At 66.5% G+C, this 24,428-nt stretch carries 32 protein-coding genes; 19 read left to right on the top strand and 13 right to left on the bottom strand.

Going from position 1 to position 24,428, the window contains the following annotated elements; genetic code table 11:
• Nucleotides 1-145 precede the first annotated feature (145 nt).
• Genes OOZ63_RS25760 through OOZ63_RS25745 form a run of 4 tightly spaced genes read right to left on the bottom strand, consistent with a single transcriptional unit; the run spans nucleotide 146 to nucleotide 2,088 of the window.
• Entirely contained in the window at nucleotides 146-535 is a 390-nt protein-coding gene (locus tag OOZ63_RS25760; RefSeq protein WP_266008524.1) for a thiol-disulfide oxidoreductase DCC family protein, read from the bottom strand.
• Nucleotides 532-1,104: a DUF4166 domain-containing protein gene (locus tag OOZ63_RS25755; protein ID WP_266008523.1), complete on the bottom strand. Its 573-nt coding sequence runs from the start codon at nucleotides 1,102-1,104 to the stop codon at nucleotides 532-534. The genes OOZ63_RS25760 and OOZ63_RS25755 overlap by 4 nt, the downstream gene beginning before the upstream one ends.
• Complete coding sequence (locus tag OOZ63_RS25750; protein ID WP_266008522.1) at nucleotides 1,091-1,534, bottom strand: NINE protein; 444 nt, start codon at nucleotides 1,532-1,534, stop codon at nucleotides 1,091-1,093. The genes OOZ63_RS25755 and OOZ63_RS25750 overlap by 14 nt, the downstream gene beginning before the upstream one ends.
• Nucleotides 1,531-2,088, bottom strand: a complete 558-nt coding sequence (locus tag OOZ63_RS25745) for a GNAT family N-acetyltransferase (protein ID WP_266008521.1) — start codon at nucleotides 2,086-2,088, stop codon at nucleotides 1,531-1,533. Before OOZ63_RS25745 ends, OOZ63_RS25750 begins: the two co-directional genes overlap by 4 nt.
• 233 nt (nucleotides 2,089-2,321) lie before the next feature.
• On the opposite strand from OOZ63_RS25745, the gene rpsP reads away from it, so the two are divergent.
• From rpsP to OOZ63_RS25715, 6 genes are all read left to right on the top strand, one after another.
• Entirely contained in the window at nucleotides 2,322-2,588 is a 267-nt protein-coding gene (gene rpsP, locus OOZ63_RS25740) for a 30S ribosomal protein S16 (protein ID WP_137942383.1), read from the top strand.
• An 8-nt stretch (nucleotides 2,589-2,596) separates the two neighbouring features.
• Nucleotides 2,597-3,226: a ribosome maturation factor RimM gene (rimM, locus tag OOZ63_RS25735; RefSeq protein WP_266008520.1), complete on the top strand. Its 630-nt coding sequence runs from the start codon at nucleotides 2,597-2,599 to the stop codon at nucleotides 3,224-3,226.
• Nucleotides 3,227-3,253: 27 nt separating this feature from the next.
• Nucleotides 3,254-4,033 (top strand): tRNA (guanosine(37)-N1)-methyltransferase TrmD, encoded by a 780-nt coding sequence (gene trmD / locus OOZ63_RS25730; protein WP_266008519.1) that lies wholly within the window; start codon nucleotides 3,254-3,256, stop codon nucleotides 4,031-4,033.
• Between the two features lie 142 nt (nucleotides 4,034-4,175).
• A complete protein-coding gene (gene rplS, locus OOZ63_RS25725; RefSeq protein WP_089417256.1) occupies nucleotides 4,176-4,529 on the top strand; it encodes a 50S ribosomal protein L19 in 354 nt (117 codons plus the stop codon).
• A gap of 65 nt (nucleotides 4,530-4,594) precedes the next feature.
• Nucleotides 4,595-5,290: a CoA pyrophosphatase gene (locus OOZ63_RS25720; RefSeq protein ID WP_266008518.1), complete on the top strand. Its 696-nt coding sequence runs from the start codon at nucleotides 4,595-4,597 to the stop codon at nucleotides 5,288-5,290.
• A gap of 42 nt (nucleotides 5,291-5,332) precedes the next feature.
• Complete coding sequence (locus tag OOZ63_RS25715) at nucleotides 5,333-6,322, top strand: CobD/CbiB family protein (protein ID WP_266008516.1); 990 nt, start codon at nucleotides 5,333-5,335, stop codon at nucleotides 6,320-6,322.
• 106 nt (nucleotides 6,323-6,428) lie between these two features.
• Here OOZ63_RS25715 and OOZ63_RS25710 read toward each other — a convergent pair whose 3' ends face one another.
• Nucleotides 6,429-7,319, bottom strand: coding sequence for a Tim44 domain-containing protein (locus OOZ63_RS25710; RefSeq protein ID WP_266008514.1), 891 nt, complete (start codon nucleotides 7,317-7,319; stop codon nucleotides 6,429-6,431).
• 176 nt (nucleotides 7,320-7,495) lie between these two features.
• Here OOZ63_RS25710 and OOZ63_RS29160 point away from each other — a divergent pair, with 176 nt between their 5' ends.
• A complete protein-coding gene (locus OOZ63_RS29160; RefSeq protein WP_323055788.1) occupies nucleotides 7,496-9,028 on the top strand; it encodes a methyl-accepting chemotaxis protein in 1,533 nt (510 codons plus the stop codon).
• Nucleotides 9,029-9,039: 11 nt separating this feature from the next.
• On the opposite strand, the gene OOZ63_RS25695 is transcribed toward OOZ63_RS29160, so the two are convergent.
• From OOZ63_RS25695 to OOZ63_RS25675, 5 genes are read right to left on the bottom strand one after another with little or no spacing between them, the layout of a single operon-like run.
• On the bottom strand, nucleotides 9,040-9,777 hold the full coding sequence (locus tag OOZ63_RS25695) for an SDR family NAD(P)-dependent oxidoreductase (protein WP_266008513.1): 738 nt from the start codon (nucleotides 9,775-9,777) through the stop codon (nucleotides 9,040-9,042).
• Nucleotides 9,774-10,376 carry a DUF938 domain-containing protein gene (locus tag OOZ63_RS25690; protein WP_266008512.1) on the bottom strand — a complete coding sequence of 201 codons (603 nt, stop codon included), beginning with the start codon at nucleotides 10,374-10,376 and terminating at the stop codon, nucleotides 9,774-9,776. The genes OOZ63_RS25695 and OOZ63_RS25690 overlap by 4 nt, the downstream gene beginning before the upstream one ends.
• Before the next feature lie 6 nt (nucleotides 10,377-10,382).
• Nucleotides 10,383-10,982 (bottom strand): RluA family pseudouridine synthase, encoded by a 600-nt coding sequence (locus OOZ63_RS25685; protein WP_266008511.1) that lies wholly within the window; start codon nucleotides 10,980-10,982, stop codon nucleotides 10,383-10,385.
• Complete coding sequence (locus OOZ63_RS25680; RefSeq protein WP_266008510.1) at nucleotides 10,982-11,458, bottom strand: protein-tyrosine phosphatase family protein; 477 nt, start codon at nucleotides 11,456-11,458, stop codon at nucleotides 10,982-10,984. The genes OOZ63_RS25685 and OOZ63_RS25680 overlap by 1 nt, the downstream gene beginning before the upstream one ends.
• Nucleotides 11,459-11,497: 39 nt before the next feature.
• Nucleotides 11,498-12,598: a hypothetical protein gene (locus tag OOZ63_RS25675; protein ID WP_266008509.1), complete on the bottom strand. Its 1,101-nt coding sequence runs from the start codon at nucleotides 12,596-12,598 to the stop codon at nucleotides 11,498-11,500.
• Between the two features lie 106 nt (nucleotides 12,599-12,704).
• Between OOZ63_RS25675 and OOZ63_RS25670 the strand changes: the two genes are divergently transcribed.
• On the top strand, nucleotides 12,705-13,292 hold the full coding sequence (locus OOZ63_RS25670) for a hypothetical protein (RefSeq protein WP_266008508.1): 588 nt from the start codon (nucleotides 12,705-12,707) through the stop codon (nucleotides 13,290-13,292).
• Between the two features lie 9 nt (nucleotides 13,293-13,301).
• Here OOZ63_RS25670 and OOZ63_RS25665 read toward each other — a convergent pair whose 3' ends face one another.
• Nucleotides 13,302-13,775 carry a thioesterase family protein gene (locus tag OOZ63_RS25665; RefSeq protein WP_266008527.1) on the bottom strand — a complete coding sequence of 158 codons (474 nt, stop codon included), beginning with the start codon at nucleotides 13,773-13,775 and terminating at the stop codon, nucleotides 13,302-13,304.
• A gap of 145 nt (nucleotides 13,776-13,920) precedes the next feature.
• Between OOZ63_RS25665 and OOZ63_RS25660 the strand changes: the two genes are divergently transcribed.
• Entirely contained in the window at nucleotides 13,921-15,255 is a 1,335-nt protein-coding gene (locus tag OOZ63_RS25660) for a cation:proton antiporter (RefSeq protein WP_266008507.1), read from the top strand.
• A 21-nt stretch (nucleotides 15,256-15,276) separates the two neighbouring features.
• Here OOZ63_RS25660 and OOZ63_RS25655 read toward each other — a convergent pair whose 3' ends face one another.
• Nucleotides 15,277-15,591: a BON domain-containing protein gene (locus tag OOZ63_RS25655; RefSeq protein WP_266008506.1), complete on the bottom strand. Its 315-nt coding sequence runs from the start codon at nucleotides 15,589-15,591 to the stop codon at nucleotides 15,277-15,279.
• A 214-nt stretch (nucleotides 15,592-15,805) separates the two neighbouring features.
• On the opposite strand from OOZ63_RS25655, the gene OOZ63_RS25650 reads away from it, so the two are divergent.
• Complete coding sequence (locus tag OOZ63_RS25650; RefSeq protein WP_266008505.1) at nucleotides 15,806-16,357, top strand: hypothetical protein; 552 nt, start codon at nucleotides 15,806-15,808, stop codon at nucleotides 16,355-16,357.
• A 65-nt stretch (nucleotides 16,358-16,422) separates the two neighbouring features.
• On the opposite strand, the gene OOZ63_RS25645 is transcribed toward OOZ63_RS25650, so the two are convergent.
• Nucleotides 16,423-16,689 (bottom strand): hypothetical protein, encoded by a 267-nt coding sequence (locus OOZ63_RS25645; protein WP_266008504.1) that lies wholly within the window; start codon nucleotides 16,687-16,689, stop codon nucleotides 16,423-16,425.
• Nucleotides 16,690-16,871: 182 nt separating this feature from the next.
• Between OOZ63_RS25645 and OOZ63_RS25640 the strand changes: the two genes are divergently transcribed.
• From OOZ63_RS25640 to OOZ63_RS25600, 9 genes are all read left to right on the top strand, one after another.
• On the top strand, nucleotides 16,872-17,201 hold the full coding sequence (locus OOZ63_RS25640; protein ID WP_266008503.1) for an ArsR/SmtB family transcription factor: 330 nt from the start codon (nucleotides 16,872-16,874) through the stop codon (nucleotides 17,199-17,201).
• Between the two features lie 54 nt (nucleotides 17,202-17,255).
• A complete protein-coding gene (locus OOZ63_RS25635) occupies nucleotides 17,256-17,753 on the top strand; it encodes an arsenate reductase ArsC (protein ID WP_266008502.1) in 498 nt (165 codons plus the stop codon).
• Nucleotides 17,754-17,774: 21 nt separating this feature from the next.
• On the top strand, nucleotides 17,775-18,278 hold the full coding sequence (locus tag OOZ63_RS25630; RefSeq protein WP_266008501.1) for an arsenate reductase ArsC: 504 nt from the start codon (nucleotides 17,775-17,777) through the stop codon (nucleotides 18,276-18,278).
• Between the two features lie 10 nt (nucleotides 18,279-18,288).
• A complete protein-coding gene (locus OOZ63_RS25625; protein WP_266008500.1) occupies nucleotides 18,289-18,984 on the top strand; it encodes an aquaporin in 696 nt (231 codons plus the stop codon).
• A complete protein-coding gene (gene arsH / locus OOZ63_RS25620; RefSeq protein ID WP_266008499.1) occupies nucleotides 18,977-19,708 on the top strand; it encodes an arsenical resistance protein ArsH in 732 nt (243 codons plus the stop codon). The genes OOZ63_RS25625 and arsH overlap by 8 nt, the downstream gene beginning before the upstream one ends.
• Before the next feature lie 8 nt (nucleotides 19,709-19,716).
• A complete protein-coding gene (locus OOZ63_RS25615) occupies nucleotides 19,717-20,805 on the top strand; it encodes an ArsO family NAD(P)H-dependent flavin-containing monooxygenase (protein WP_266008498.1) in 1,089 nt (362 codons plus the stop codon).
• A 108-nt stretch (nucleotides 20,806-20,913) separates the two neighbouring features.
• Nucleotides 20,914-21,393, top strand: a complete 480-nt coding sequence (locus OOZ63_RS25610; protein WP_266008497.1) for a MarR family winged helix-turn-helix transcriptional regulator — start codon at nucleotides 20,914-20,916, stop codon at nucleotides 21,391-21,393.
• Between the two features lie 3 nt (nucleotides 21,394-21,396).
• Nucleotides 21,397-23,175 carry an arsenic resistance N-acetyltransferase ArsN2 gene (gene arsN2, locus OOZ63_RS25605; RefSeq protein WP_266008496.1) on the top strand — a complete coding sequence of 593 codons (1,779 nt, stop codon included), beginning with the start codon at nucleotides 21,397-21,399 and terminating at the stop codon, nucleotides 23,173-23,175.
• A 5-nt stretch (nucleotides 23,176-23,180) separates the two neighbouring features.
• On the top strand, nucleotides 23,181-24,374 hold the full coding sequence (locus tag OOZ63_RS25600) for an MFS transporter (protein ID WP_266008526.1): 1,194 nt from the start codon (nucleotides 23,181-23,183) through the stop codon (nucleotides 24,372-24,374).
• The last annotated feature ends 54 nt before the right edge of the window (nucleotides 24,375-24,428 follow it).

Here is a 24,428-nt window from a genome sequence, read left to right as displayed (position 1 = left end):
AACAGGCTGCCCTGGTCTCGACTCTGTCCTTGTACATAGCCCATGACGAACAATGCCCTGCAACTTGCGTTGCAGGGCATTGTCTTCAGGGCTTCTGGTCAGTGCCAGAGTATTGACACGGACTGCGCGGGCCCTTTGTTTATGCTCAGTCCAGGAAGCGATGGCGCCAGCGCTCGGCCGGCAGCAAGCAAGCCTCGCTGCGGCCGAACAGGCGGTAGCGATGGCGCGCCACCCAGCGATAGGCGCTGTCACGCAGTGGGGCAGGAACGGGCCAGGCTAGCCAGGCCAGACGCCATGGCCAGCCCAACCGATGCAGCACGTGCAGGATCGCAGCCGTGTGTTGCCAGCTGCGCTCGCCGTCCACGAGTAACAGGGTTTGCAGACCCTCGGTGGGAAGGCCGGCTGCGTTCAGCAGTGCTTGGCCGCAGCGGCCTTGCATCGAGGCGAAGCGGAATTGCTCCCGCTTATCATGGCGGAGCAAAAACTGCACCCAGCCATTGCAGAGCAAGCATTGGGCATCGAAGACGATGATCATGGCTTGGGTAGGTCCAGATGGCCCTGGTAGGCAACCACCTGACCAAGTCCGGGCAGGCGTGCGCGGACATGAAAATACAAGCGATCGCCGTCGCCGCTCTCCTCAGCGAGTAGCTCGGGGCGCAGCCAGCCGGGGCAGGGGATGCCGAGAAAGCGCAATCTGCACAGCGCCATTCTCAGCGCGCCACTGTTCTCGATCAGATTGAATTCCAGGCGCACGATCCGCAGCCGCTCGACAACGCGCCCCTGCTCGAAACCCAGCACCGATCTCATGGTCTGCTGCGGGAAATGGCGTACCCAGCTCTCCTCGTTCGGCGCAGCGTGCAGTTCAAAGTGGATTGGCCCCTGGCTGGTTCGCTGCGGTGTGCCCATGGTGCGGGCCAGCATCCGCGCGATCCAGCCTTGAGGAGCTTCGGTCTGCACCATGCCTTGAAAGCGGCAAGCGCCGCTCAAGCTGTGGAAACGTTGCAGCACCGGTGCCAAGCGCTCGAAATCCGACCCCATCGCGCGCTGGTACAGCGAGCGCTGGGTACGGCATGCTGCGTCGCCGATGGATTCATCGAGCCCCATCGCCTGTCGTCTCGACTTGGCTCTCGAAATACCGCTGTGCGCTGAAGGCGATGGTCGTCATCAGGCTGGTCCCGCCGAGCAGCACGCAGGCCACGACGCCGATCACCGGGCCCCAGCCGGTAGCGCGTGGCGCGGCACCGGGGTTGTGCTGGGCGTCCCATTTCTCGTCAGGGGTCAGGCCGTAGACGATGCCGCAGATCATCGCGTTGACGAGCATCAGGCCCAGCAAAGGCATCAGCAGCCAGCTCAGGCGGTCATCCTGCCCGAGTTGATCCATGCGCTGCAGGCCGTAAAGCCCCAACAGGGTCGGCAGAGGATGTAGCCAGGCCAGTCGATCACTGAAGCCGTGCAGATAGATGCGATGCAAACCGAAGCTGCCCAGCAGCAGGGCCAGCCAGGTGGCAAGGGTCTTTGATTTGTAGGGCTTCACTGAGGCTCCGGGCTGCTCTGATCACCCTGGCCAAGCTGGCGCTGCATCATCACCACGTCCAGCCAGCGGCCGAATTTCCAGCCCGCACTTTTCAGCACGCCGCTGTGCTCGAAGCCCAGTGCGCTGTGCACACCGATCGAGCCCTTGTTCTCCGAGTCACCGATGACCGCCAGCATCTGGCGTGCGCCAGCAGCCTCGCAGCGCGCGATCAGCTCGGCCAGCAGCAGCCGACCAAGGCCCTTGCCCTGATGGCCTGGGCGCAGATAGATCGAGTCCTCCAGGCAGAAGCGGTAAGCCATGCGAGGGCGGAAATAGTTGGCGTAGGCATAGCCGAGCACCTGGCCGTCCTGCTCGATGACCAGCCAGGGCAGGCTGCGGCTGAGCACCTCGGTGCGGCGACGCCGCATCTCGGCAAGGTCGGGTACCTCAGTCTCGAAGGTGCCGGTGCCTTGCAGCACCGCCACTTCATAGATCTCGCGGATGGCTGGCAGATCGGCTTCGGTGCTCGGACGGATCAGCAGGCCGGCGGCCGCTTGGGAGTTTTCTGATTGCATATGGGCTATTTGTTGGAAACCAGAGTTTATAATGCTGGGTTCTGGCGACGGTCGGTTGCAGCTATGGTGTTCTCTCAGGGAGCACCTTGATGTGGTCGGCGTATCTACGGCGCTGGTGTCGAAATCAATGCGGCGGACTGTGGTTCCGGGTAATCCGGGGCATTGGCCGTCAAACGATCTGCTCGCCCTGAGTGTCTCCTCGTGCGGTTGGTCACTAAATCTTAGGAAACATCATGGTTGTGATTCGTCTGGCTCGCGGCGGCTCCAAGAAGCGCCCTTTCTACAACATCGTCGTGGCTAATAGCCAACAGCGCCGTGACGGCCGCTTCATCGAGCGCGTGGGTTTTTACAACCCCGTCGCCTCCGGTGCTGCCGAGCCGCTGCGCGTGGCCGTGGACCGTGTCAACTACTGGGTCGGTGTCGGTGCTCAGCTGTCGCCCACCGTGGCGCGTCTGGTCGACCAGGCCAAGAAGGCCACCCCGGCTGCCGTCGCGGCCTGAGTGAGTCGATGAGCATGGCGTCCGACATCTCTCGCGTCTCCGCAGCCGGCTCCAGCGAGCAGGCCTGGCCGGATGACGCCATCGAGATCGGGCGCGTGCTCGACGCCTGGGGTGTCAAGGGCTGGATCAAGGTCCTGGCCTATTCCAACGACCCCCAGGCGCTGTTTTCCTCTCGGCGCTGGTTTCTTAAGCCAAGCGAAGAGAACAACAAGCCGGCTGCGGCGGTGGCGGCCAAGGCCCGAGCGCTGCCGCCGGTGTTGAAGGTGCTGTCTGTGCGTGAGCATGGCGACGGCATCGTTGCCAATGTCCAGGATGTCAGCGATCGCAGCGGCGCCGAAGCACTGCGCGGTGCGCGCATCTTTGTCTCGCGCTCGACCTTTCCGAAGGTCGACACGGATGAGTATTATTGGGTCGATCTGATCGGCCTGACGGTCGTCAATCGCGCCGGGGAGACCTTGGGTGTGGTGGCCGATCTGATCGACGCAGGCCCGCACAGCGTGCTGCGCATCACGCCGCCCGGCTTGACCCCGCCGATCAAGCCCGACCAGGAGCGCCTGGTGCCTTTTGTCTCGGCCTTTGTCGATGATGTGAATCTGGACCAGCGCCGCATCACGGTCGACTGGGGCCTGGATTACTGAGCTCCGCAATCCCTGCGGTGGCGCGCGATGCGCTTTGACCTGATCACCCTGTTCCCCGAGCTGTTCGGGCCGCATCTGAGCAGCGGCGTGACGCGCCGTGCCTTCGAGGGTGGGCAGGTCGATGTTCGCCTGTGGCAGCTGCGCGATTTCGCCGATGACAACTACCGCCGCGTTGACGACCGCCCCTATGGTGGCGGTCCGGGCATGGTGATGCTGGTTGAGCCGCTGGAGCGCGCTCTGGCGGCGGTCAAGGCGCAACGGCTGGCTCAGGGCGAGGGGGCTGCACCCGCCGTCATTCACTTCAGTCCGACCGGTCGACGCATCGATCAGTCCTTGGTGCAGGAACTGGCGCAGGGCCCGGGTGGTGTGCTTTTGTGCGGCCGCTACGAGGGCATCGACCAGCGCTTCCTAGATCGGCATGTGACGCTGGAGCTGAGCCTGGGCGACTTCGTGTTGTCCGGCGGCGAGTTGCCCGCGCTGGCCTTGCTGGACGGCATTGCCCGCTTGCAGGACGGGGTACTCAACGACGCGGCATCGCATCAGCAGGACAGTTTCTCCGACGGGCTGCTGGACTGCCCCCACTACAGCCGGCCCGAGGTCCTGCGCGGGCTGGAGGGGCAGGTCGAGGATCTGCCGGTGCCGGCGGTGCTGATGTCGGGTCATCATGCGCAGATCAAACGCTGGCGGCGCGAGCGCTCGCTGGAAATTACCCAGCAACGGCGCCCCGATCTGATCGTCGCGGCGCGCGCCGCAGGGCGTCTGAGTCGCAGCGACGAGGCATATTTGAAGCTTCTGGCAACCGCCTAGCTGCGAACTATCCGAAAACGGTTATAATCGTAGGCTTTTCGATCCTCTGATGGGCGATTCACCGGCCACTCGGCCTGTGCGGCGCGAACACCATGTTGGTGATTTGACGACCTTGGCGCCATCACGATCACAGGAGAAATCAATGGACTTGATCCAAACCCTTGAGCAAGAAGAAATTGCTCGTCTGAACAAGACCATCCCCGCGTTCGCTCCCGGCGACACGGTGATCGTCAGCGTGAACGTCGTTGAAGGTACGCGCAAGCGCGTGCAGGCTTACGAAGGTGTCGTGATTGCCAAGCGCAACCGCGGCCTGAACAGCAGCTTCATCGTGCGCAAGATCTCCAGCGGCGAGGGCGTTGAGCGTACCTTTCAGCTGTACAGCCCGTTGATCGCTTCGATCGAAGTCAAGCGTCGCGGCGATGTCCGTCGCGCCAAGCTGTACTACCTGCGTCAGCGCTCGGGCAAGTCGGCCCGTATCAAGGAGAAGCTGGCTTAATTGCCTGGCTCCTGCGCAATGGCCGCCTTCGGGCGGCCTTGTCGTTTGCGCTCTATGCTTTTGCGATGTCACGCTCGCCCATATTGAATCCGCAAGCCGTACCGGTAAGTGGGGTCGATGCCCACCTGCCGGCGGTCGATGTTTCGGCGTTGACTCCGCAAGCGCTGCGCCAGCGCTTTGCGATGCCGCCGAGTTGGCAAGCGGAGCTGCCAGGCGACGGCGGCATTTTTGCGTCTCGCGCGCCGGCCAGCGCCTCGGTGCTGCTGCCGCTGGTGATGCATGAGCGGGGGCTGACGCTGCTGCTGACCCGCCGCACCGCCCATCTGCGCGAGCATGCAGGCCAGATCAGCTTTCCTGGCGGGCGCGTCGAGCCCGAGGATGGCAGCGCGGTGGAGACCGCCCTGCGAGAGACAGAGGAGGAGATCGGCCTGGCGCGCGAGCACATCGAGATCATTGGCGAGCTGCCGATCTACACGACGGTGACGGCCTTTCAAGTCACGCCGGTGGTTGCGCTGGTGCGACCCGGCTTCGAACTCAAGCTCGACGAGTTCGAGGTGGCCGAGGCCTTCGAGGTGCCGTTGCAGTTTCTGATGACGCCGGCCCATCATCGGCGCCATGTCTTCAGCTTTGAAGGCGGACAGCGCCAGTTCCTGTCCATGCCCTGGAGCTGTCTCGACAGCACCGGCCAGACGCACGACTATTTCATCTGGGGCGCCACAGCGGCGATGCTGCGCAATCTCTATCGCTTCCTGATCGCCTGATCCGAGCTTGGGTCGTGCCATCCGCCGCTATCATCCCGGGCCATGAACTTCTTTGCGGTCTTGTTCGCGCTGATCTGCGAACAGCTCAAGCCCTTGCCTCACGGCAATCGGGTCCATCACACCATCATTGCCTGGGTCCGCTGGACCGGTCGAAACTTTGACGCGGGTCGGGAACACCATGCCGGCGTAGTTTGGGCCATTACCGTCCTGGGTCCCGCCGTCCTCACAGCGCTGATCTATATGGCGTTGAGCCGCTTCAGCGTGCTGCTGGCACTGGCCTTCAATGTGCTGATGCTCTACCTGACCCTTGGCTTTCGCCAGTTCAGCCACTATTTCACCGACATCCGCGACGCGCTGGAGCGCGGCGACGAGCTGGAGGCGCGCCGGCTGCTTGCTGAATGGCGCCATCTGGACGCCAGCGAGCTGCCGCGCACCGAGCTGCTGCGTCATGCGATCGAGCACTCGCTGCTGGCCGCGCATCGCCATGTATTCGGCGTGTTCTTCTGGTTTGTGGTGTTGTCGACGGTGGCGCTGGGCCCGGCCGGCGCGGTGCTTTACCGCATGGCCGAGTTCGCGAGCCGCTACTGGGCCTTCAAGAGCCGTACTCTGGATGCGCCGACCAATGAGCGTCTGATGCAGCTGTCGCGCCAGCTGTTCGGCTGGGTCGACTACCTGCCGGCGCGCCTGACCGCCACCGGCTTTGCCATCGTGGGCAATTTCGAGGAAGCGGTGAACGGCTGGCGTCGCGATGCCAAGCTCTGGCTGCATCCCAACGAGGGCATCATCCTGGCTTCGGCAGCCGGCGCTCTAGGCGTACAGCTGGGCGGTTCGGCCGCGCCTGGCATCACGCCGGACCGCAGCAAGACCTTCGAGGCCGGCAGCGATGCCGAGGCCACTCGCGCTGATGGCTCGACGCCGGGCCAGCTGCCGCAGCTGGGCCATCTGCAAAGTGTGGTCGGCCTGGTGTGGCGCTCGGTCGTGCTGTGGATGCTGCTGCTGGCTCTGCTGACGCTGGCCAATTTGGTCGGCTGATCAGTCAGCAAGGGGCGACAAAAGAAAGCCGCCTCGGACCGAGGCCATCATCGGCCAGGGTTTCGAGGCGGCGCTCGAAAGACTTCGGGTTAGTGCAGGTCTTGGATCAGGCCATCGCTTGGATGCCCGCGATCGCCCACTCGCGGCTCTCGTCCAGCGGTCGCACCAGATGCCAGACTTCATCGAAGGGCTGGGCGGCGGACTCGCTTTGCTCGCGGATCAGGCCAGAGAATCGCACGCTGACGATCTGCTCGCCTTGCTCCTCGACCCGCTCCACCACCTGGGCCTGCAACTCCAGGACATCGGTGCGCTGCGTACCCTTGCGATCCAGCAACTCCTGCTGGATCGAGGCGTACATCTCGGGCGTCGTGAAGCGGCGCAGATCGTTCTGATCGCCGGCGTCATTGGCCGCTTGCATGCGGATGAAAACGCGCTTGGCGATCTGCTCAAAGCCGCTGGTATCGAAATCCGAAGCCAGTGCAGCGGCTACTGGAGCGGAGCTGCCCGCAGGCATCGCCATCGGAGCCGGCATGACCGGCGCCGGGGCTTGGCCAAAGGGTGCGCCCGCGCCCGCGAACTGCATGCCTTGTGGCGCAGCCTTCTTGGCGGCCATGCGGCGCATCACGAAGCCGATCACCACCATCACCACTAAGCCTAGCAGCACCATGGTCATGATATTGGCCAGTGCCTCGCCGAAGCCGAAATGGCTTGCCAACGCGGCCAGACCCAGGCCGGCGGCCAGACCGGCGACCGGGCCCATCCACGAGCGCTTCGGTGCGGCGGCGGCGCCAGCGCCAGCGGTCGGGGCTGCGGCCTGCTGGGGCGCCGCATTCTGTTGCTGGGCCGGGGCGTTCTGCGGCGGAGTTGCCGGCTTGGCCGGCTGGGTCGGCACGCTGCGCTTCATGCCGCCGCCACCCAGGCGCTTGGCCTGCACGTCGGCGGCCACGAGGCTGAGGCTCAGTGCGGCGATAACGGTGCACAAGGCAAGTGATTTCACGCAATATCTCCTGTAGAAACGGTTCGAAGCTGGGGGCTCAGTCGGGCATTTCAAGCCCGGTCCCCGGGGAGTCAGGGTTTCAGTATGCCTTGCTGGGGCCGATATGCCTGATAGGGATGCTGTTGGGTGCGATAGCAATTACAAATGACATGCGCCCGGTCGATAAGGTCCACCTCATGAATGCGATAAGCATACGCGCCCGCCTCGCCGCCCTGGTGGCCCTGATGCTCTTGTTGCTGGCGGCTTCGGTGGGCAATAGCTTGTTGCGCCTGCATGAGGCCAACCGGAGGCTTGGTGCGACCTACCAAGACCGGGTGGTCCCTCTCAAACAACTGAAGCTGGTCGCTGATGCCTATGCGGTTGGTTATGTGGACGCGGCCCACAAGATGCGTGATGGCGGGCTGACGCCGCCGGCTACCGTCAAGACCATAGAGGATAACAATCAGATCATCGTCAAGAACTGGAAGGCCTATACCGAGACCCGGCTGACGGTGGAAGAAGCCGCGTTGGTGCGCAAGGCCGAGGCCAGTATGAAGCTTGCCGATGTGGCCGGCCAGCGTCTGCTGGCCCTGGCGCGTGCGGGTGACAAGCCCGGCATGGCGGTCTATGCCGCCGAGCAGATGTATCCGGCCATCGATCCGGTGGCTGAGATCTTGCTGGCGTTGACCGATCTGCAGCTCAAGGTGGCCGAGTCCGAGTACGAGGCCAGCCAGCAAACGTTCAACACCATGATTTGGCGCAGCCTGCTGATCTTTGCGCTGGTGCTGAGTGCCACCGCCTGGGGCGCTTGGCTGATAGTTCGCTCGATCATCCGGCCCTTGTCGGCGGCGGTGCAGGTGGCCGCCGCCGTGGCCGGCGGCGATCTGCGCACCCAGATCGAGGTCGAAGGCAAGGACGAGACCGCCCAACTGATGGCGGCGCTGAAGACCATGAACGCCAGCTTGCTGGTCATGGTGTCCCAGGTGCGCGACTGTGCGGAATCGATCAGCAGCGGCTCGTCCGAGATCGCCCGGGGCAGCATGGACCTGAGCCAGCGCACCGAAGAGCAGGCCAGCAGCCTGGAGGAAACGGCGGCCTCGATGGAGCAGCTCACCTCGACCGTCAAGCAGAATTCCAGCACCGCCGCCGAAGCAAGCCGGCTGGCCGACAGCGCGTCAGCCGTGGCCCAGCGCGGCGGTGCGGCGGTGCAGGGGGTGGTGCAGACCATGGAGGGCATCAGCGAGCAGTCGCGCAAGATCGGCGACATCATCGGCGTGATCGACGGCATCGCCTTCCAGACCAATATCCTGGCACTGAATGCGGCTGTCGAAGCCGCCCGCGCCGGCGAACAGGGACGTGGCTTTGCGGTCGTGGCCGGCGAGGTGCGTACGCTGGCCGGTCGCTCGGCCGACGCGGCCAAGGAGATCAAACAGTTGATCTCGGCCAGCGCCGCGCGCGTAGAGGCCGGCGCGGCCCAGGTGCAGGACGCCGGCCGCACGATGACCGATTTGCTGGCCCAAGTGCAGAGCGTCACGACGCTGATCTCCGAGATCAGCATGGCAAGCAAAGAGCAGAGCCAGGGCATCGACCAGGTCAGCAATGCGGTGATGCAGATGGACCAGGTGACCCAGCAGAATGCCGCGCTGGTCGAGGAGTCGGCAGCCGCCGCCGAGAGCCTGCGGCTACAGGCAGAGAGTCTTGGTCAGGCGGTCGCGGTGTTCAAGACCTGACGCGCCCCCGCTCAGGCTTCCCGCACATCAGCCAGCACCGTGCTGCCGAAATCTGCCCGCGCCAGATAGCGCAGCACCTTGGCGGCGGCGGCCTCGGGGCTGTCTAGCTGGCCCTCGGCTTTGAAGGCGGCAAAGCGCGGCTGGTCGGGAAAGGAGGCCGGATCGCCGGCTCGCAACTGGCCCTGCATCTCGGTGTCGATAATGCCCGGCGCCAACGACACGACGCGGGTCCCATGCTCGCGGCCGGCTTCGTCCAGCGCGATAGCGCGCGACAAATTGTCCATGCCGGCCTTGGCCGCGCAGTAGGGTGCGCTGCCGGCCATGGCCCGCCGCCCCAGGCCGGAGGAGATGTTCAGCAGCCGCTTGTCGGCCGCCCAGTGCCGCGTCGCGCGCAAGAAGGCGCTGGACAGCAGCAGTGTGGCCTCCAGCCCGACCCGCAGCGCACCCGATAGCTCTGCCAGTGGCACCGCGTCGATCGGGCCGGGCGGCGTGATCACGCCGGCGTTGTTGATCAAGGCTGCGTGGCTGAAGCGGGCCGGCTCCTGCACCGCCAGCCAGGCCTGCAGGCGCTCGGCCGCGTCCAGCGGCTCGGCGAGGTCCTGCTCCCATTGCTCAAGGCCAGGCCCGCAAGGCAGGCTGGCGCTGCGCCGGCGTGAGATGCCGATGACGAGATTCTCGGGCGAGATCAACTGGCGGGCGATGGCCTCACCCATGCCGCGCGAGGCGCCGGTGATGATGTAGAGCTTCATGGCTGAGGATTCCTGTTGAAGATCAAAAGCAGATTGTTGGCCGGCAGCGAGCGGTACTCCCGCAAGTCCAGCCCGGCTTCCTCGGCCTGCCGCTGCACGGCCTCGAGATCGCGCAAGCCCCAGGCGGAATTGCGCGCGCGCAGATCGGCATCGAAGGCAAGGTTGCTCGCCGCAGTGGCAAGACCTGGCACCAGAAAAGGGCCGTAGACCAGCAGCAGACCGTCCGGGTGCAGATGGCGAGCGGCGCCTTGCATCAGGGCCGCGCAGCTAGACCAGGGGGAGATGTGTAGCATATTGGCGCAATAGATCAGATCCAGCGCCTGATGACTGGGCGGCAAGGGCCAGGCCCGCTGGTTCACGTCCAGACGCAGCGGTTCGCGGCCTTCGGGCCGCCAGGCGGCGATCGAGGCCAGCGCCTGCTCGTCAGGGTCCGAGCCCTGCCAGTCCCAGCCAGGGAGCGCGGCGGCGAAATGGGCCAGATGTTGGCCGCTGCCGCTGGCGATCTCCAGCGCAGTGCCGGTGGGTGGCAGTAGCGTCAGCAGTGCGTCGAGGATGGGCTGTTTGTTGCGGTCGGCGGCTGGTGAATGCAGGGCGCTCATGGGGTTTCAGAATTCCGGTGGGCAATCAAGGCTGAGCGCGCGCGTGGGCAGCGTCAGATGGCAGGCGTGCAGAAAGAGCCTTGGAGCGGCTGGGCCACCGTAGAGCGCGTCGCCGACGATGGCATGGCCCAGCGCCAGCATGTGTACGCGCAGCTGGTGTGAGCGGCCTGTGATGGGCTCCAGCTCAACCCGCGTCTGGTCGCCGTCGTGTGCGAGGCTGCGGTAGCGCGTCAGCGAGGGCTTGCCGCTGATGGCATTGACCTTCTGGCGCGGTCGGTTCGGCCAATCGGCACTCAGCGGCAGATCGATCTCGGCCCAGGCGCCGCCAGTGTCGAGCCGACCCTGCAGCAAGGCGATGTAGCGCTTGGCGACGCGGCGCTCGGCGAAGTCCAGGCTCAGCGCGCGCTGCATCGCCGCACCGCGCGCGAACAGCAGCAGGCCCGAGGTCGCCATATCGAGCCGGTGCACGGTCAGCGCCTCTGGGTAGCTCTGCTGCAGCCGGTGGACCGCGCAGTCCTGCTTGTCCGCGCCTCGGCCGGGAACCGATAGCAGCCCGGCGGGCTTGTTGACGACGATCAGTCCCTCGTCGGCGTGCAGCACCTTCATCAGAACTGCTCGATCCAACCCGATTGCAAGGCCGACTGCGGGTTGGAGCCGGCAGCGCGCACCGCTGCCAGCGCTTGCTCGGTCGGCAGGCCCAGGGCTTTCAGCACGCAGGCCGCGACCGTGCCGGTGCGACCGATGCCCGCCGCGCAGTGCAGCAGCGCGCGGTCACCGAGCACCAGGCTGTGCTGCAGCAGCTCCACGCCCTTGGCGAAAGCGCTCGGGTCAGCGCCCAGGCCGAAATCGCGCATCGGCAGGTGCTGCCAGCGAAACGGCAATCTGCCCTCGGCTATCGCCTTGTGATAGGCGGGCGACAGCTGGGCTACTTCTTCGAGCGGATTGAGGCAGACCACCAGGCTGAGGCTGCGGGCGCGAGCCTCGTCTAGAAAGCTGCCGAAAGACTCCAGACGGCCGGGCATGGATTGCAGCCAGAGCTGGCCGGCCACGCCAGCGGGAAGGGGAAGGGGTCGGAAAGCCATGGCCGGCATTCTCCACCACAGCGTCTGGCCGCGTAGCGATCAGGGCAGCTCGGGCCGGTGCAGCACACCCAGTGCTTGCTCCCGCATCGCCTGGCGAGCCCGCAGCAACTCATCCAGTTCCAAGGCCAGCGTGCGCTCGATTTCGGCATTGCCAAGCGCCCGATGGCAGGCCCGCGCGGTACGCAAGCTCGGTAGGCGCAGACTGAAGCTACTGCGGCCTGGCTCGGGGGCCAGCAGCTCGCTCAGCCAGCCCAGGGCCTCCGCGGGGCGCCCTTGCCGCAGCGCCGACTCTGCCAGGCTTTGCTCGGCGGCCAGACGGTTGTAACCCGTGCCTTGCAGGCAGTACCGACGATGGGCGGCGGTCAACCAGGGCTGGGCCTGATCGAGGCGACCGCATAACAGGGCCAGATGCCCGGCGGCGAGCTGCAGGCCCGCCTGCGTACTGGCCGGCAGGCGCTCGTCGGCCAGCAGGCCGCTGGCCTGGGCTAGGAAGCGCGGCGCACGGACCAGCGCGATCTGTGCGGCCGCCTCACCGGGGCCATGGAGCAACTCCTCGCTGGCCAGGCCTAGCGACAGCAGCAGATTGATGAAGGCCAGCGCCAGCAGATTGGCGTCGTGCGCCTCACGGGCCAGCGAGATGGCCCGCATATGCATCAGCTCGGCATGGCTGACATCGCCGAGCCGGGCATGTACATGGGCGGCGCAGCTGAGCGCACGCGGCAGCAACTCGGCCGAATCGCTGGCGGCGGCCAGGGCATCCAGGCTGATGAGCCTGGCCTCGTCGGCCAGCCCAAGCTCGGCTAACGCAAAAGCGGCTAGGCTCAGACCATCGACCTCGGTGCGGGCGTTGCCGCAAAGCCGTCCGAGCCGACCCACTTCCAGCGCCGGCAGATAGACTTGCCAGAGCGCACCCATCTGCCAATGGGCGCGGGCCTGCATCAGCAGGGCCTGGGCGCGCTGCCTGTCGAGCAGCGTGGGACTCAGGGCCTGCGTGGCCAGCGCCAGTGCCACCGACCATTCCTGCCTGGCCAACGCGGCATCGGCCTGCTCAAGCAGCTGCAGGGCTTGCTCGGCGGAGGCGGGTGAACGCGATGCGGGGTGAGGGGCGCGTCTGGCATGGTCGGCATCGGAAGGGGTCATTACGACTTTATGCCAAGCCGCCAGAGCGCCTGGGGCGGGCTTTCGAGCCTCCGCGGCGAGCCCGCTACTATGCTATCCACTGAAAACAACCGGGACGGAACTTCGCATGATCGAGACAGTAAAAGGCCTGCGCGCGGCGCTGGTCGCCGCCGGGCTTGCCGCGCTGGCTGCAGGCGCGCTGGCCGACTTCGAACTGAAGGACGAGCAGGGTCGGCGCATCCTGCTCAAGGATGACGGCAGCTGGCGTTATGTCGATGCGACCGCGTCTGCGGCGCCTGCTGCCTCGGCGGCGCCGGCCAAGCCGGTGCTGCAGGCCGAGCTGCGGTTGGAGCGGCGCATCGAGGCGCCCGGCGGTTGCCGCTTCGAGCTGGCCTTGAGCAACAAGTTGGACTACGAGATTCGCAGCGTGGTACCCGACTTCACCGTGCTGCGCGCCAACGATGTCGCCTATATGACCCAGCTGACTGGCTTCGGGCCGGTGCGGCCGGGGGACGAACATCGCCGTGCGCTGCAGTTCGCCGGCATCGGCTGCGGCGAGATCGCCAAGCTGCAGGTGCATGGCGGCGACCGCTGCGAGATGGGCGAGCTGAACAAGTTCACCGAGTCCAAGGGGGCTTGCCTGGGCTTGCTAAAGGTCTTGCCCAGCGACTTGCTGCCCTTCGAGAAGAAGGCCGACGCGCTAGCCAAGAAGTAGGCCACCCGCTCAGGAGACGATGTAGGCGCCGGCGCCGCTGCTGAGCAGGCGGCCCTCGGCGTCCTTGAACTCCATGCGGGTGGAAGCCACGCGGCTGCCCAAGCGCAGCACCTCGGCTGTGGCATGGAAGCGTGGGCCCGTAGCCGGGCGCAGGTAGTCGATGCGCAGATCGATGGTGCCGAGCTTGCCGAAGCGCGCCAGCCGGGCCAGCGGCGCCTCATCCATATGGCGCGCGCCGGTCGCCGCCATTACGGCAAGCCCGCCCATCGCATCGAGGGTGGCGCTGATCACACCCCCATGCAGGCGCTGGTGGGTGAAATGTCCGATCAGCTCGGGGCGCATCGTGATATGTGCCTTGACCAGATTGGCTTCCAGGCTATCGATGCGCAGACCCAGCACCTGGTTGAAGGCGATGTGCTGCTCGAAGATCTCGCACAGGCGCTGGCTGAACTCGGGCTCGAACAGGCTGGAGATGCTGTGCATGCGGTTGGGGGGTGCGCTGGTGTCGTTCATGCCGCGACGGTAGCGCATTTGGCCGCGAGCGCGCTGGCGCTATGCGTGCTGCAGCACAGACGGCCACCGCGCCGGGCTTCATGCTTGATCGACACTCGGCATTCATTTCTCGCTCATGCAGTTCTGGTCCTTGTTTGTTGGCGTGCTGCTGATCACCATGGTGCTGGCCGGCACCTTGCTGGGCCGGCTGCCGCTGAGCAGCGCGATGGTGTATCTCTCGCTCGGCTGTGCGCTGGGGCCGGATGGCATCGATGTGCTGCGCCCCGATCCGCAGGCCCATGCCGGCGCGCTGATGCATCTGGCCGAGCTGGGCCTGCTGATCTCGCTGTTTGCAGTCGGGCTGCGCCTGGGTGTGCCGCTGCGCGACCGGCGTTGGCGGCTGCCGCTGCGGCTGGCTTTTGTGTCGATGAGTGCGATGGTGTTGATGGTGACCTTGGTCGGCGTCTGGCTGCTCGAGCTGCCGGTGGGCGCGGCCGTGCTGCTAGGCGCGATGCTGGCACCGACCGATCCCGTGCTGGCCTCCGATCTCCCGTCGGACGCCGGCACCGACCCGGAGCGGCTGGGCTTCACCCTGGCCGGCGAGGGCGGACTCAATGATGGCGCGGCATTCCCATTCGTGATGCTCGGGCTGGGTTTGCTGGGCCTGCACGAGCTGGGTGAGGGGGGCTGGCGCTGGTGGGCGCTGGACCTGCTATGGGCCACGCTGGGCGGTGTCGCGATTGGCGCGGCATTGGGCGCGGCCACCGGCTGGGTGGTGGTCTATCTGCGCAGCCGTCACCAGGAGGCGATAGGGCTCGATGTCTTCTTGGGCCTGGGTCTGCTAGGTCTGGCCAACGGCGTGGCCTTGCTGAGTCACAGCTCGGGTTTTCTGGCTGTGTTCGCCGCCGGCATGGCCTTGCAGCGGGTGCGTGAACGACCCCGGCCGCAGAGCCGGCCGCTGGCGCCGCCGCTCGACTCGGCCGGCCATTCCTACGACACGCTGGCTACCCATTCCCACCACGCCAGCGCGACGATGCGCGATGCGGTGCAGGGTTTCAACAAACAGCTGGAAAAGCTCGCCGAGCTGACGCTGGTGCTGCTGGTCGGGGCGATGCTGGCCTATGCCAAGCCGTTGCCTGCGGTCTGGTGGTTCGTCCCCTTGCTGATCCTGCTGCTGCGACCGCTTTCGGCGCTGGGCGCGACCCTCGGAGAGGGGCTGACGGCGCCGCTACGCGGCATGATCGGCTGGTTCGGCATCCGCGGTATCGGTTCGGTCTTCTATCTGCTTTATGCGCTGGATGCCGGCGTCACCGGGCCGGTGGCCGAGACTCTGCTATCACTGACCCTGTGGACCGTCGTGGCTTCCATCGTTGCCCATGGGGTGACGGCCCAGCCGTTGATGCAAACCTATCTGGCCTGGCGTCAGTGCCGACGACGCAACCCAGCCCCGGTCTCGGCTCCCGATGACTGAGTCAAGCGCCGTCATGCGGCCTTACGGGCGAACGGTGATCTCGTTCTTGACCGCCTTGACGCCGTTGACCTTCCAGGCGAGTGCTTCGGCGGTGCTCTTCTCGGTGCTGCTCTTCGCAAAGCCCGACAGCATCACGGTGCCCTTCATCGTCTCGACGCTGATGGCCGAGGCCGCGACATTGGTGTTGTCGACGAAGCGGGCCTTGACGGCCGTGGTGATGGCCGCGTCGTCGACGTAGGCGCCGACTGATTCCTGCCCGCGCGTGACAGCGCAGCCGGTCGTGGCGAGCAAGGCCAGCGTGGTCAGGACGATGGCGAAGTTGTGGCGAATGGTCATGAGAATCTCCTTGGAGTGGTGAGGGCGGTGGACTGCGCAGCGCTGCGACAAGCCATGGCTGCACTGTAAAAACTTCGTCGATATCGGCCCATAGGCGCACAGCGCCAGACCATGTAGGACGCCGACTACGACAAGCCGAGGCCTCCTCCGCTAGGCCTCAGCCCAAGGTGATTTGCATACTGCGTTCACTCCATTAACCAAAGAGGACGCCCCGATGAACACCACCTTCAAGATCAAATCTGCACTGTTGATTTCCGCCCTTCTGGCACTGCCGGTGGCCCAGGCCGCCACCATCAGCAAGGACGAGTACAAGGCCGGCAAGACCCGCATCAGCGCTGAGTACAAGGCCGCGAAGGCCAGCTGTGATGCGATGTCGGGCAATGCCAAGGATGTCTGCGAAGAGCAGGCCAAGGGCAAGGAGAAAGTGGCCCTGGCCGAACTCGAGTACGCTCATAGCGGCAAGCCTGCCGACCAGACCAAGGTGTTGACCACCAAGGCTAAGGCCGAGTACGAAGTGGCCAAGGAAAAGTGCGACGACAAGTCCGGCAACGACAAGGATGTTTGCGTCAAGGAGGCCAAGGCCGCCGAGACCAAGGCCATGGCGGACGCCAAGCTGGGCAAGCAGGTCGGCGAGGCGCGCAAGGACGCTGCCGAGGACAAGCGCGATGCCGACTACAAGGTAGCCGTCGAAAAGTGCGACGCTTTGGCAGGTGATGCCAAGAGCGCCTGCATCACCGGCGCCAAGGCTCAGTTCGGCAAGAGCTGACCCTCCCATCCTTACCCTCGCCCTCGGGCGAGGCGGAGCCCGTGATCAGCCGATCACGGGTTTTTTTACTTCTGTCGCTGCTCCGGCCGCAGATCGAACTCGCGCAGCATCACCGGCTCCAGCGCGCCCTGGGCAACGCGGCGTTGCACGGCGAGCGCCAGCTCGGCCGAGAAGGCCTCGAAGGTCTCCAGCGGATCCTCGTCCTGCGAGCCGGGGCGAAAACAATGATGCAGGGTCGCACGGCTGACGCTGGCGCCCACCTGTCCGGTACCGACCGGAACATAGAAGCGGACGGTTTCCGAGGGCTGGTGAAAAAAAGCGGCGTGGGACATGGTGGGGCCTGCGGTTGACTGCGTGCGGCGCTTGGCCGAGCGTGGTGTTGCCCGTCTATGCCGGCTCTTTGCTTGCGAGGCTAACCCTTATTCGTCCGCAGCGTGGGATTGTTTTGCTCTGTTGCCGGCGCGGCCGCTCGTGGGTCTTGTTATTTATTCTGTATTTCTATTAAGATGGAAACATGGAAGAGCAGCAGATCATCAAATCACTGGCCGCATTGGCACAGGCCGCGCGGCTGCAAGTGTTTCGGGCCTTGGTCGTGGCCGGGCCGGCCGGCCTGACGCCCAGTGCATTGACCGAGCAGTTGGCGCTGCCCGCCTCGACGCTGTCTTTCCATCTCAAGGAGCTGCTGCATGCCGGCCTGGTCTCCCAAGAGCGCGATGGCCGCCATCTGATCTACCGCGCCGCCTATGAGCAGATGAACGCCTTGCTGGCCTATCTGGCCGCCAACTGCTGCCAGGGCGCGCCCTGCCTGGACGAGACGGATGCCAGCGGCTGTGCCAACTGCTGAATCCCGCCCGCTGTATCCCTTTCTTCCCCCCACGTACTTTCGCCGAGGTTTTACATGTCCGACGAGAAGATCTACCAGGTGCTGTTCCTGTGCACCGGCAACTCTGCCCGCTCCATCCTGGCCGAGGGCCTGATGAACCATCTGGGCCGAGGGCGATTCGTGGCCCATTCGGCCGGCAGCCATCCGGCCGGCGCGGTCAATCCACTTGCGCTGCAGACCTTGTCGCAGTTGCAGATTGCCACCGGCAACTTCCGTAGCAAGAGCTGGGACGAGTTCGCTCAGCCGGGCGCGTCCGAGCTCGACTTCGTCTTCACCGTCTGCGACAAGGCCGCCGGCGAGGTCTGCCCGTTGTGGCCGGGCCAGCCGATGACCGCGCACTGGGGGGTGGAAGACCCATCGGCCGTCGAAGGCTCGCAGGAGACCAGGCTTCGCGCCTTCATGGACACGGCCGTGATCCTGAAGCGGCGCATCGAGCTGATGTTGGCCCTGCCGCTGGCAACGCTGGACAAGCTCTCGCTGCAGCGCGAACTCGGCACAGTCGGCAAGGCCTGAACCCACAAAGTAGGAAAAGCAATGACCGTCCATGTCCTGATTCTCTGCACTCATAACTCAGCCCGCAGCGTACTGTCCGAGGGCATGCTGAACCACCTCGCGAAACGCCTAGGCCGGGATGTTCGCGCGCACAGCGCTGGCAGCGCGCCCAGCGGGCGTCTGAACCCTTTTGCCATCGAAGCGCTCAATAACGCCGGCATAGAGACTGCCGCCTACCGCAGCAAAAGCTGGGACGAATTCACCGGCCCCGAAGCGCCGCCGTTGTCCATCGTGATTACCGTTTGCGACAGTGCCGCAGCCGAGCAGTGCCCGGTGTTCTTCGCAGGCCAGGGCCAGCCGGTCAAGGTGCACTGGGGCTATGCCGACCCGTCGAACGCCGAAGGTGGCGATGAGGGCAAGCGCCGTGCCTTCGAGCTGACCCGGCAGGCCATCGGCTATCGCATGCTGCAGTTGCTGCTGTTGCCGCTGGAGTCGCTGAGCAAGCCGGAGCTGCTGGCAGCGCTGAACGCTATCGCAAAGAGCTGAGGCGCCGGCCATGGATTCAAGCACCTCCCAGAAGCTGCTGGCCGAGGGCCTGGGCACAGCGCTGCTGCTGGCCGTGGTCATCGGCTCGGGCCTGATGGCAGAGCGCCTGTCGGGCGGCAATGTGGCGATCGCGCTGCTGGCCAATACCTTGGCGACGGTGGGCGGCCTGTACATCCTGATCGAGGTCTTCGGCCCCGTCAGCGGCGCACATTTCAACCCGGCCGTCAGCGCGGTGATGGCCTGGCGCGGCGAGTTACCCCCAGCCGCCTTGCTGCCTTATGTCGGCGCCCAGTTGCTGGGCGCCATGCTGGGCGCTTGGCTAGCCCATGCGATGTTCGATCTGAGCATCCTGCAGTTCTCCAGCAAGCTCAGAAGCGGCAACGGGCAGTGGATCGCCGAGGGTGTCGCCACGTTCGGCCTGCTACTGGTGATACTGAGGGCCCCGGCTTCGCGGGTGGCGGCCATGGTCGCGGCCTATATCGGCGCGGCCTACTGGTTCACCGCCTCCACCTCCTTTGCTAACCCTGCCGCCGTGTTCGGCCGCATGTTCAGCGACAGCTTCGCCGGCATTGCGCCGGCCAGCGCACCGGGATTTGTGCTCGCCGAGCTGCTGGGCGCGGCGCTGGCGCTGGGCGTGCACCGGTTGCTGCGGCCGGCGACCGCCCGCCGGTCTTCCAATTCATCTGCCTCCGATCGCCATGACTGATCCCCTGTTCCCACAAGCCAGCTTGCCGGCTCTGCAACCGGCCTTGTTTGAGCCGCCGACCCAGGAGCGGCTGAACGTGGCCGCGCCGTCCCGACACCGGCCGAGATTTTTGCTGCTGTACGGCTCGCTGCGCGAGCGCTCCTACAGCAAGCTGGCCGTGCTGGAGGCCGGCCGGCTGCTGGAGGCCATGGGGGCTGAGGTGCGCGTCTTCGACCCGGCTGGCCTGCCGCTGGTGGATGGTGCGCCGGACACCCACCCCAAGGTGCAGGAGCTGCGTGCGCTGGCCCAGTGGTGTGAGGGCATGGTCTGGTGCTCACCCGAGCGCCATGGCGCGATGACCGGGTTGATGAAGACCCAGATCGACTGGATTCCGCTGAGCAGCGGCGCGGTGCGCCCGACCCAGGGCAAGACCTTGGCGGTCATGCAGGTCTCGGGCGGCAGCCAGTCCTTCAATGCGGTCAACCAGATGCGCATCCTCGGCCGCTGGATGCGCATGCTGACCATCCCGAACCAGAGCTCGGTGGCCAAGGCCTTCCAGGAGTTCGATGAGGCCGGCCGCATGAAGCCCTCCAGCTATTACGACCGTATCGTGGATGTGATGGAGGAGCTGATGAAGTTCACCCTGCTGACCCGTGATGTATCGCCCTATCTGGTGGACCGCTACAGCGAGCGCAAGGAAGACGCCCAAGCGCTGAGCCAGCGCGTCAACCAGGCCAAAATCTAGAGCGTCCGGTGAACAGCCCCGACGTGCTCATCATCGGCGGGGGTCAGGCCGCGCTGTCGCTGGGCTATTTCCTGCGCCGCAGCCAGCGCAGTTTCCTGATCCTTGATGCCGAAGACGGCCCCGGTGGCGCCTGGCGCCATGCCTGGCGATCGCTGCGCCTGTTCTCGCCGGCGCAGTGGAGTTCGCTGGCTGGCTGGCCGCTGCCGCCCGAGCCGGGCCAGACCTATCCCTCTCGCGAGCATCTGCTGGACTACCTGGCCCGTTACGAGCAGCGCTATGAACTGACCATCGAGCGGCCGGTGCATGTCGACACCGTCGAAGCCTCGCCCCAGGGTCTCGTCGCCCGGGCTGGCGCGCGCCAGTGGGTGGCCCGCAGCGTCGTCAGCGCGACCGGCAGTTGGCGTCATCCGGTCGTGCCGGCCTATCCGGGCCAGGCCGCTTACCGTGGGCGCCAGCTGCATTCGGCTCACTATCAAGACCCGACCCTGTTTGCCGGCCAGCGCGTGCTGGTCGTGGGCGGCGGCAACTCCGGTGCGCAGATCCTGGCCGAGCTGTCGGAACATGCGGCACAGACCGTCTGGGTCACCGAGCGACCGCCGCAGTTCCTGCCGGACGAGGTCGACGGCCGTGTGCTGTTCGAGCGCGCCACGGCGCGTTGGCTGGCCCAGCAGCGAGGCGAGCCGCTCGATGAGCTGGCTGGCGGTTTGGGTGACATCGTGATGGTGCCTGCGGTACGCGCTGCCCGCGAGCGCGGCGTGCTGTCGGCGCGTCCGCCTTTCGAGCGCTTCACACCCGAGGGCGTGGCCTGGTCCGATGGCCAGGCGCAGGCCTTCGACGCGGTGATCTGGTGCACCGGCTTCAAGCCCGCGCTGGACCATCTGGCCCCGCTGGGACTGCTGGATCCGGGCACCGAGCGCATCGCGGTGAACGGCACGCACAGCATCGCCGAGCCGCGGCTGTGGTTGCTGGGCTACGGCGACTGGGTTGGTGCGGCCTCGGCCACGCTGGTCGGCGTGATGCGCAGCGCGCGCAGCACGGCGCAGGAGATTGACGTCTACTTGAACCAGTTGGATTCGCTGGCCGGGCCGACGCCCTGAGGCGGCAGCCCATCGCCGCGCTGACCTGATTTTTGGCTAGATAGATGCTATTGACAACCAAATCAGCGAGGGCTACTGTGCCGGCAACTAGTTGCTATTCACAACCTTATGGGTACCTCCTCCACCTCTGCCGGCGAGTTGTTGCGCGAAGTGGCGCGGCTCTACACCCGGGCCCAGCGCGTCGTGGCCGACTGCTGCATGACCACGCCGACCCAGTGCCACATCCTGACCGAGCTGGCTCGGGCTGGTGCCGCGCTGCCCATGTCGGAGCTGGGCACGCGGCTGCTGCTGGAAAAGAGCTGGGTCAGCCGCGCCGTCGAGGGCCTGGCGGCCAAGGACCTGGTCCTCAAGACCGACAACCCCGCCGATGCGCGCAGCTGGCTGGTGGGTCTGAGCCCGGCTGGCGAGGCACGGGTTAGTGAGCTCAATCGCCTGCTGGACGGCCATGCGGAGCAATTGCTGGCCACGCTCCAAGCCACGCAGCGCGAAGCGGTGCACACCGCGCTGCTGCTGCTACTCAAGACCCTGCGGGCGGATCACAGCGCGATGTGCTGCCTGCCCGCCAGCGAACGGAACAAGGACGGATAAACCATGACGACGCTTCATGTCCGCCTGCGCCAGGCCGGCCCGGCCGACTGGCCCGCGATCAGCGCACTGCTTGGCGCCCATCGGCTGCCGCTGGACGGTGCTCGCGAGCATCTCGCGCACTTTGTGCTGGCCCAACAGGGCGGCGAACTGGTCGGCTGCGCTGGCATCGAGCGCTATGGCGATATCGGCCTGCTGCGCTCGGTGGCGGTCGCGCCCGGGCTGCAGCAGCAAGGCATCGGCGCCCGCTTGCTGGCCACGCTCCTGGGGGAGGCCCGGCGGCGCGGCCTGCGCCGGCTCTTCCTGTTGACGACGACGGCCGCCGGCTATTTCGAGCGTCTGGGCTTTGAGCGCGTCGAACGTGCTGCGCTACCCGTCGCATTGCAGGCCTCGGTCGAGTTGCGCGGCGCCTGCCCGGCCTCGGCCTCCGCGATGGCGCTGCTGCTGGTTGAGGACGGTGCCCCGACCCAGGCAGACTCCGCCGGCGATCTGCCGGTGGCCGTGCTGGGCGCCGGCCCGGTGGGGCTGGCTGCCGCCGCCCACTTGCTGGAGCGTGGCATCCCGCCGCTGATCCTGGAGGCAGGCACCTCCGTCGGCGCGCACCTGCTGGACTACGGCCACGTGCGCCTGTTTTCGCCCTGGCGCTACAACCTCGACGCCGCGATCGCTCGCCAGTTGCGCACCGGCGGCGTCTGGCAGGCGCCGCCCGAGGACGAGCTGCCGCTGGCGCGCGAAGTCGTCGAGCTGGTGCTCCAGCCTTATGCCGCGCTGCCGACGGTGGCGGCCGCGCTGCGGCTCGGCACCCGCGTGACGGCGCTCAGCCGCGAGGGCTTTGACAAGGTCAAGACTGCCGGCCGCGAGCAGGCGGCTTTCGTGATCCGGGCCACGCAAAGCGATGGCCGAACCATTGAGCTGCGCGCCCGCGCGGTGATCGACGCCACCGGCACCTGGGGCCAACCGAACCCGGCCGGCGCCAACGGGCTGCCGGCGCTGGGCGAGTCGGAGCTGGCGATGCGCATCGCCTACGGCATTCCCGATGTGCTGGGCGCGGCGCGCTCGCGCCATGCCGGCCGCCGCACCCTGGTGCTCGGTGCAGGTCACTCGGCCGCCAATGCGCTGCTGGCCCTGGCCGAGCTGGCGCAGCAGGTGCCCGGCACCCGCTTGGCCTGGGCCACTCGCACGGCTGCGCCAGCGCGTGCTTTCGGGGGCGGCGCGCTGGACGCGCTGCCGGCCCGCGGCCAGCTCGGCAGTGCGCTGCGGACGCTGCGCGATGAAGGCCGCTTGGAGTTCTTCGGTGGGCTGCGCATTGGCGCGCTGAGCAAGGCGGAAGACGGCAGTCTGACCGTGCAGGGGCAGAACCTGACCTTGACGGGCTTCGACGAACTGATCGTCGCCACCGGCCAGCGCCCTGATCTGAGCCTGGGCAGCGAGCTGCGCCTGAAACTCGACCCCTGGCTGGAATCGACCGAGGCCCTAGGCCCGCTGATCGATCCCAACCTTCACAGCTGCGGCACGGTGCGCCCGCATGGGCACCGTGAGCTTGCCCATCCGGAGCCTGGCTTCTACACCCTGGGCGTCAAGAGCTATGGCCGCGCGCCGACCTTCTTGATGGCCACCGGTTTCGAGCAAGCGCGCTCGGTTGCGGCGGCGCTGGCCGGCGATCTTGCGGCGGCCGATCGGGTTGAACTTGAGCTGCCTCAGACCGGCGTCTGCAGCAGCGGCCCGGCCGTGCGCCGTGGCTGCGGCAGCAAGGCCAGTGTGGCCAACACAGCCTGTTGCGGTTGAAGCGCATGGTGGCCTTGCAGCGCAGCGGCACGGTGGCGGCCTTGGGCACGGCCCAGACCCTGGCCTGGGCCTCGTCCTACTATCTGCCTGCGATGCTGGCCGGGCCGATGGCTGGCGATCTGGGGGTGAGCACGCCCACGGTGTTCGCGGCTTTCTCGATGTCCCTGATCGCCAGTGCGCTGCTGGGTCCCTATGCCGGCCGTGCCATCGACCGCTGGGGCGGCCGGCCGGTGTTGATGTGCAGCAGCCTGCTGTTTGCGTTGGGGCTGGCCGCGCTGGGTCTGGCGCGCGACGGGGTCGAGCTGTTCGGGGCCTGGCTGCTACTCGGTCTGGCGATGGGTGGCGGGCTGTATGAAGCGGCCTTCTCGACCCTGGTGCGGCTCTATGGACACGAGGCGCGCAACAGCATCACCGGCATCACTTTGATCGCCGGTTTTGCCAGCACCGTGGGCTGGCCCTTGTCGAGTCTGATGGAGTTGCAGTTCGGCTGGCGTGGTGCCTGCTTCGCCTGGGCCGGCTTGCATCTGCTGCTCGGCCTGCCGCTGAACTGGCGCTTGCCCGAGGTCGACAAGCCTGCAGCCGAGCCGACCCCTGCTGGCATGGCGGCCAGCCCGACACCGGCCGCCGTGCCAGCGGGGGCTGGATCGCGCCATGCGGCCGCGCTGCTGGCGATGGTGTTCGCCATCACGATGTTCATCAGCACCGCGATGGCCGCTCATCTGCCGGGCCTGCTGCAGGCTGGCGGCGCCAGCCTGGCGGCGGCCGTAGCGTTCGGGGCCCTGGTCGGACCGGCGCAGGTGGCCGGCCGGCTGCTGGAGTTTGGCTTGCTGCGGCGGCTGCATCCGCTGCTGTCGGCGCGGCTGGCGGCGCTGATGCACCCGATCGGCGCGGTCCTGCTGGCCGGCTTCGGCGCACCGCTGGCCGCGGTGTTTGCGCTGCTGCATGGCGGCGGCAATGGCGTGCTGACGATAGCCCGGGGGACCTTGCCGCTGGCGATGTTCGGGCCGCAAGGTTACGGCCACCGGCAGGGACTGCTGGCGGTGCCGGCGCGCTTTGCCCAGGCGCTAGCGCCCTGGCTGTTCGGTCTGCTGCTGGCGCGCTGGGGGGCGCAGGTCATGTGGTTCTCGGCCGGGCTGGGGCTGATGGCCTTTGCCGCGCTGGCCGCGCTGAGCGCGAACCCGCGGGACCAGAAGCCGTGACTTATGCCAGCTTTGCGCAGCCGGCGTACCTGGAAATTGCCGCGACTTGCTTCC

Source organism: Paucibacter sp. PLA-PC-4 (genome assembly GCF_026241155.1).
Taxonomy (GTDB): domain Bacteria; phylum Pseudomonadota; class Gammaproteobacteria; order Burkholderiales; family Burkholderiaceae_C; genus Roseateles_E.
The sequence above is the reverse complement of the archived record's forward strand: the minus strand, read 5'-3'. Positions and strand labels throughout refer to the sequence as shown.

Excerpts from the sequence above, each read along its gene's own strand:
- OOZ63_RS25745 (WP_266008521.1), bottom strand. The coding sequence starts at position 2,088 with ATGCAATCAGAAAACTCCCAAGCGGCCGCCGGCCTGCTGATCCGTCCG.
- OOZ63_RS25640 (WP_266008503.1), top strand. The coding sequence starts at position 16,872 with ATGGAAGAGCAGCAGATCATCAAATCACTGGCCGCATTGGCACAGGCC.
- OOZ63_RS25650 (WP_266008505.1), top strand. The coding sequence starts at position 15,806 with ATGAACACCACCTTCAAGATCAAATCTGCACTGTTGATTTCCGCCCTT.
- OOZ63_RS25675 (WP_266008509.1), bottom strand. The coding sequence starts at position 12,598 with ATGACCCCTTCCGATGCCGACCATGCCAGACGCGCCCCTCACCCCGCA.
- trmD (WP_266008519.1), top strand. The coding sequence starts at position 3,254 with ATGCGCTTTGACCTGATCACCCTGTTCCCCGAGCTGTTCGGGCCGCAT.
- arsH (WP_266008499.1), top strand. The coding sequence starts at position 18,977 with ATGACTGATCCCCTGTTCCCACAAGCCAGCTTGCCGGCTCTGCAACCG.
- OOZ63_RS25715 (WP_266008516.1), top strand. The coding sequence starts at position 5,333 with ATGAACTTCTTTGCGGTCTTGTTCGCGCTGATCTGCGAACAGCTCAAG.
- OOZ63_RS25665 (WP_266008527.1), bottom strand. The coding sequence starts at position 13,775 with ATGCACAGCATCTCCAGCCTGTTCGAGCCCGAGTTCAGCCAGCGCCTG.
- OOZ63_RS25670 (WP_266008508.1), top strand. The coding sequence starts at position 12,705 with ATGATCGAGACAGTAAAAGGCCTGCGCGCGGCGCTGGTCGCCGCCGGG.
- OOZ63_RS25600 (WP_266008526.1), top strand. The coding sequence starts at position 23,181 with ATGGTGGCCTTGCAGCGCAGCGGCACGGTGGCGGCCTTGGGCACGGCC.
- OOZ63_RS25690 (WP_266008512.1), bottom strand. The coding sequence starts at position 10,376 with ATGAGCGCCCTGCATTCACCAGCCGCCGACCGCAACAAACAGCCCATC.
- OOZ63_RS25625 (WP_266008500.1), top strand. The coding sequence starts at position 18,289 with ATGGATTCAAGCACCTCCCAGAAGCTGCTGGCCGAGGGCCTGGGCACA.
- arsN2 (WP_266008496.1), top strand. The coding sequence starts at position 21,397 with ATGACGACGCTTCATGTCCGCCTGCGCCAGGCCGGCCCGGCCGACTGG.
- OOZ63_RS25760 (WP_266008524.1), bottom strand. The coding sequence starts at position 535 with ATGATCATCGTCTTCGATGCCCAATGCTTGCTCTGCAATGGCTGGGTG.
- OOZ63_RS29160 (WP_323055788.1), top strand. The coding sequence starts at position 7,496 with ATGAATGCGATAAGCATACGCGCCCGCCTCGCCGCCCTGGTGGCCCTG.
- rpsP (WP_137942383.1), top strand. The coding sequence starts at position 2,322 with ATGGTTGTGATTCGTCTGGCTCGCGGCGGCTCCAAGAAGCGCCCTTTC.
- rplS (WP_089417256.1), top strand. The coding sequence starts at position 4,176 with ATGGACTTGATCCAAACCCTTGAGCAAGAAGAAATTGCTCGTCTGAAC.
- OOZ63_RS25655 (WP_266008506.1), bottom strand. The coding sequence starts at position 15,591 with ATGACCATTCGCCACAACTTCGCCATCGTCCTGACCACGCTGGCCTTG.
- OOZ63_RS25680 (WP_266008510.1), bottom strand. The coding sequence starts at position 11,458 with ATGGCTTTCCGACCCCTTCCCCTTCCCGCTGGCGTGGCCGGCCAGCTC.
- OOZ63_RS25720 (WP_266008518.1), top strand. The coding sequence starts at position 4,595 with ATGTCACGCTCGCCCATATTGAATCCGCAAGCCGTACCGGTAAGTGGG.
- OOZ63_RS25685 (WP_266008511.1), bottom strand. The coding sequence starts at position 10,982 with ATGAAGGTGCTGCACGCCGACGAGGGACTGATCGTCGTCAACAAGCCC.
- rimM (WP_266008520.1), top strand. The coding sequence starts at position 2,597 with ATGAGCATGGCGTCCGACATCTCTCGCGTCTCCGCAGCCGGCTCCAGC.
- OOZ63_RS25660 (WP_266008507.1), top strand. The coding sequence starts at position 13,921 with ATGCAGTTCTGGTCCTTGTTTGTTGGCGTGCTGCTGATCACCATGGTG.
- OOZ63_RS25695 (WP_266008513.1), bottom strand. The coding sequence starts at position 9,777 with ATGAAGCTCTACATCATCACCGGCGCCTCGCGCGGCATGGGTGAGGCC.
- OOZ63_RS25630 (WP_266008501.1), top strand. The coding sequence starts at position 17,775 with ATGACCGTCCATGTCCTGATTCTCTGCACTCATAACTCAGCCCGCAGC.
- OOZ63_RS25635 (WP_266008502.1), top strand. The coding sequence starts at position 17,256 with ATGTCCGACGAGAAGATCTACCAGGTGCTGTTCCTGTGCACCGGCAAC.
- OOZ63_RS25610 (WP_266008497.1), top strand. The coding sequence starts at position 20,914 with ATGGGTACCTCCTCCACCTCTGCCGGCGAGTTGTTGCGCGAAGTGGCG.
- OOZ63_RS25645 (WP_266008504.1), bottom strand. The coding sequence starts at position 16,689 with ATGTCCCACGCCGCTTTTTTTCACCAGCCCTCGGAAACCGTCCGCTTC.
- OOZ63_RS25755 (WP_266008523.1), bottom strand. The coding sequence starts at position 1,104 with ATGGGGCTCGATGAATCCATCGGCGACGCAGCATGCCGTACCCAGCGC.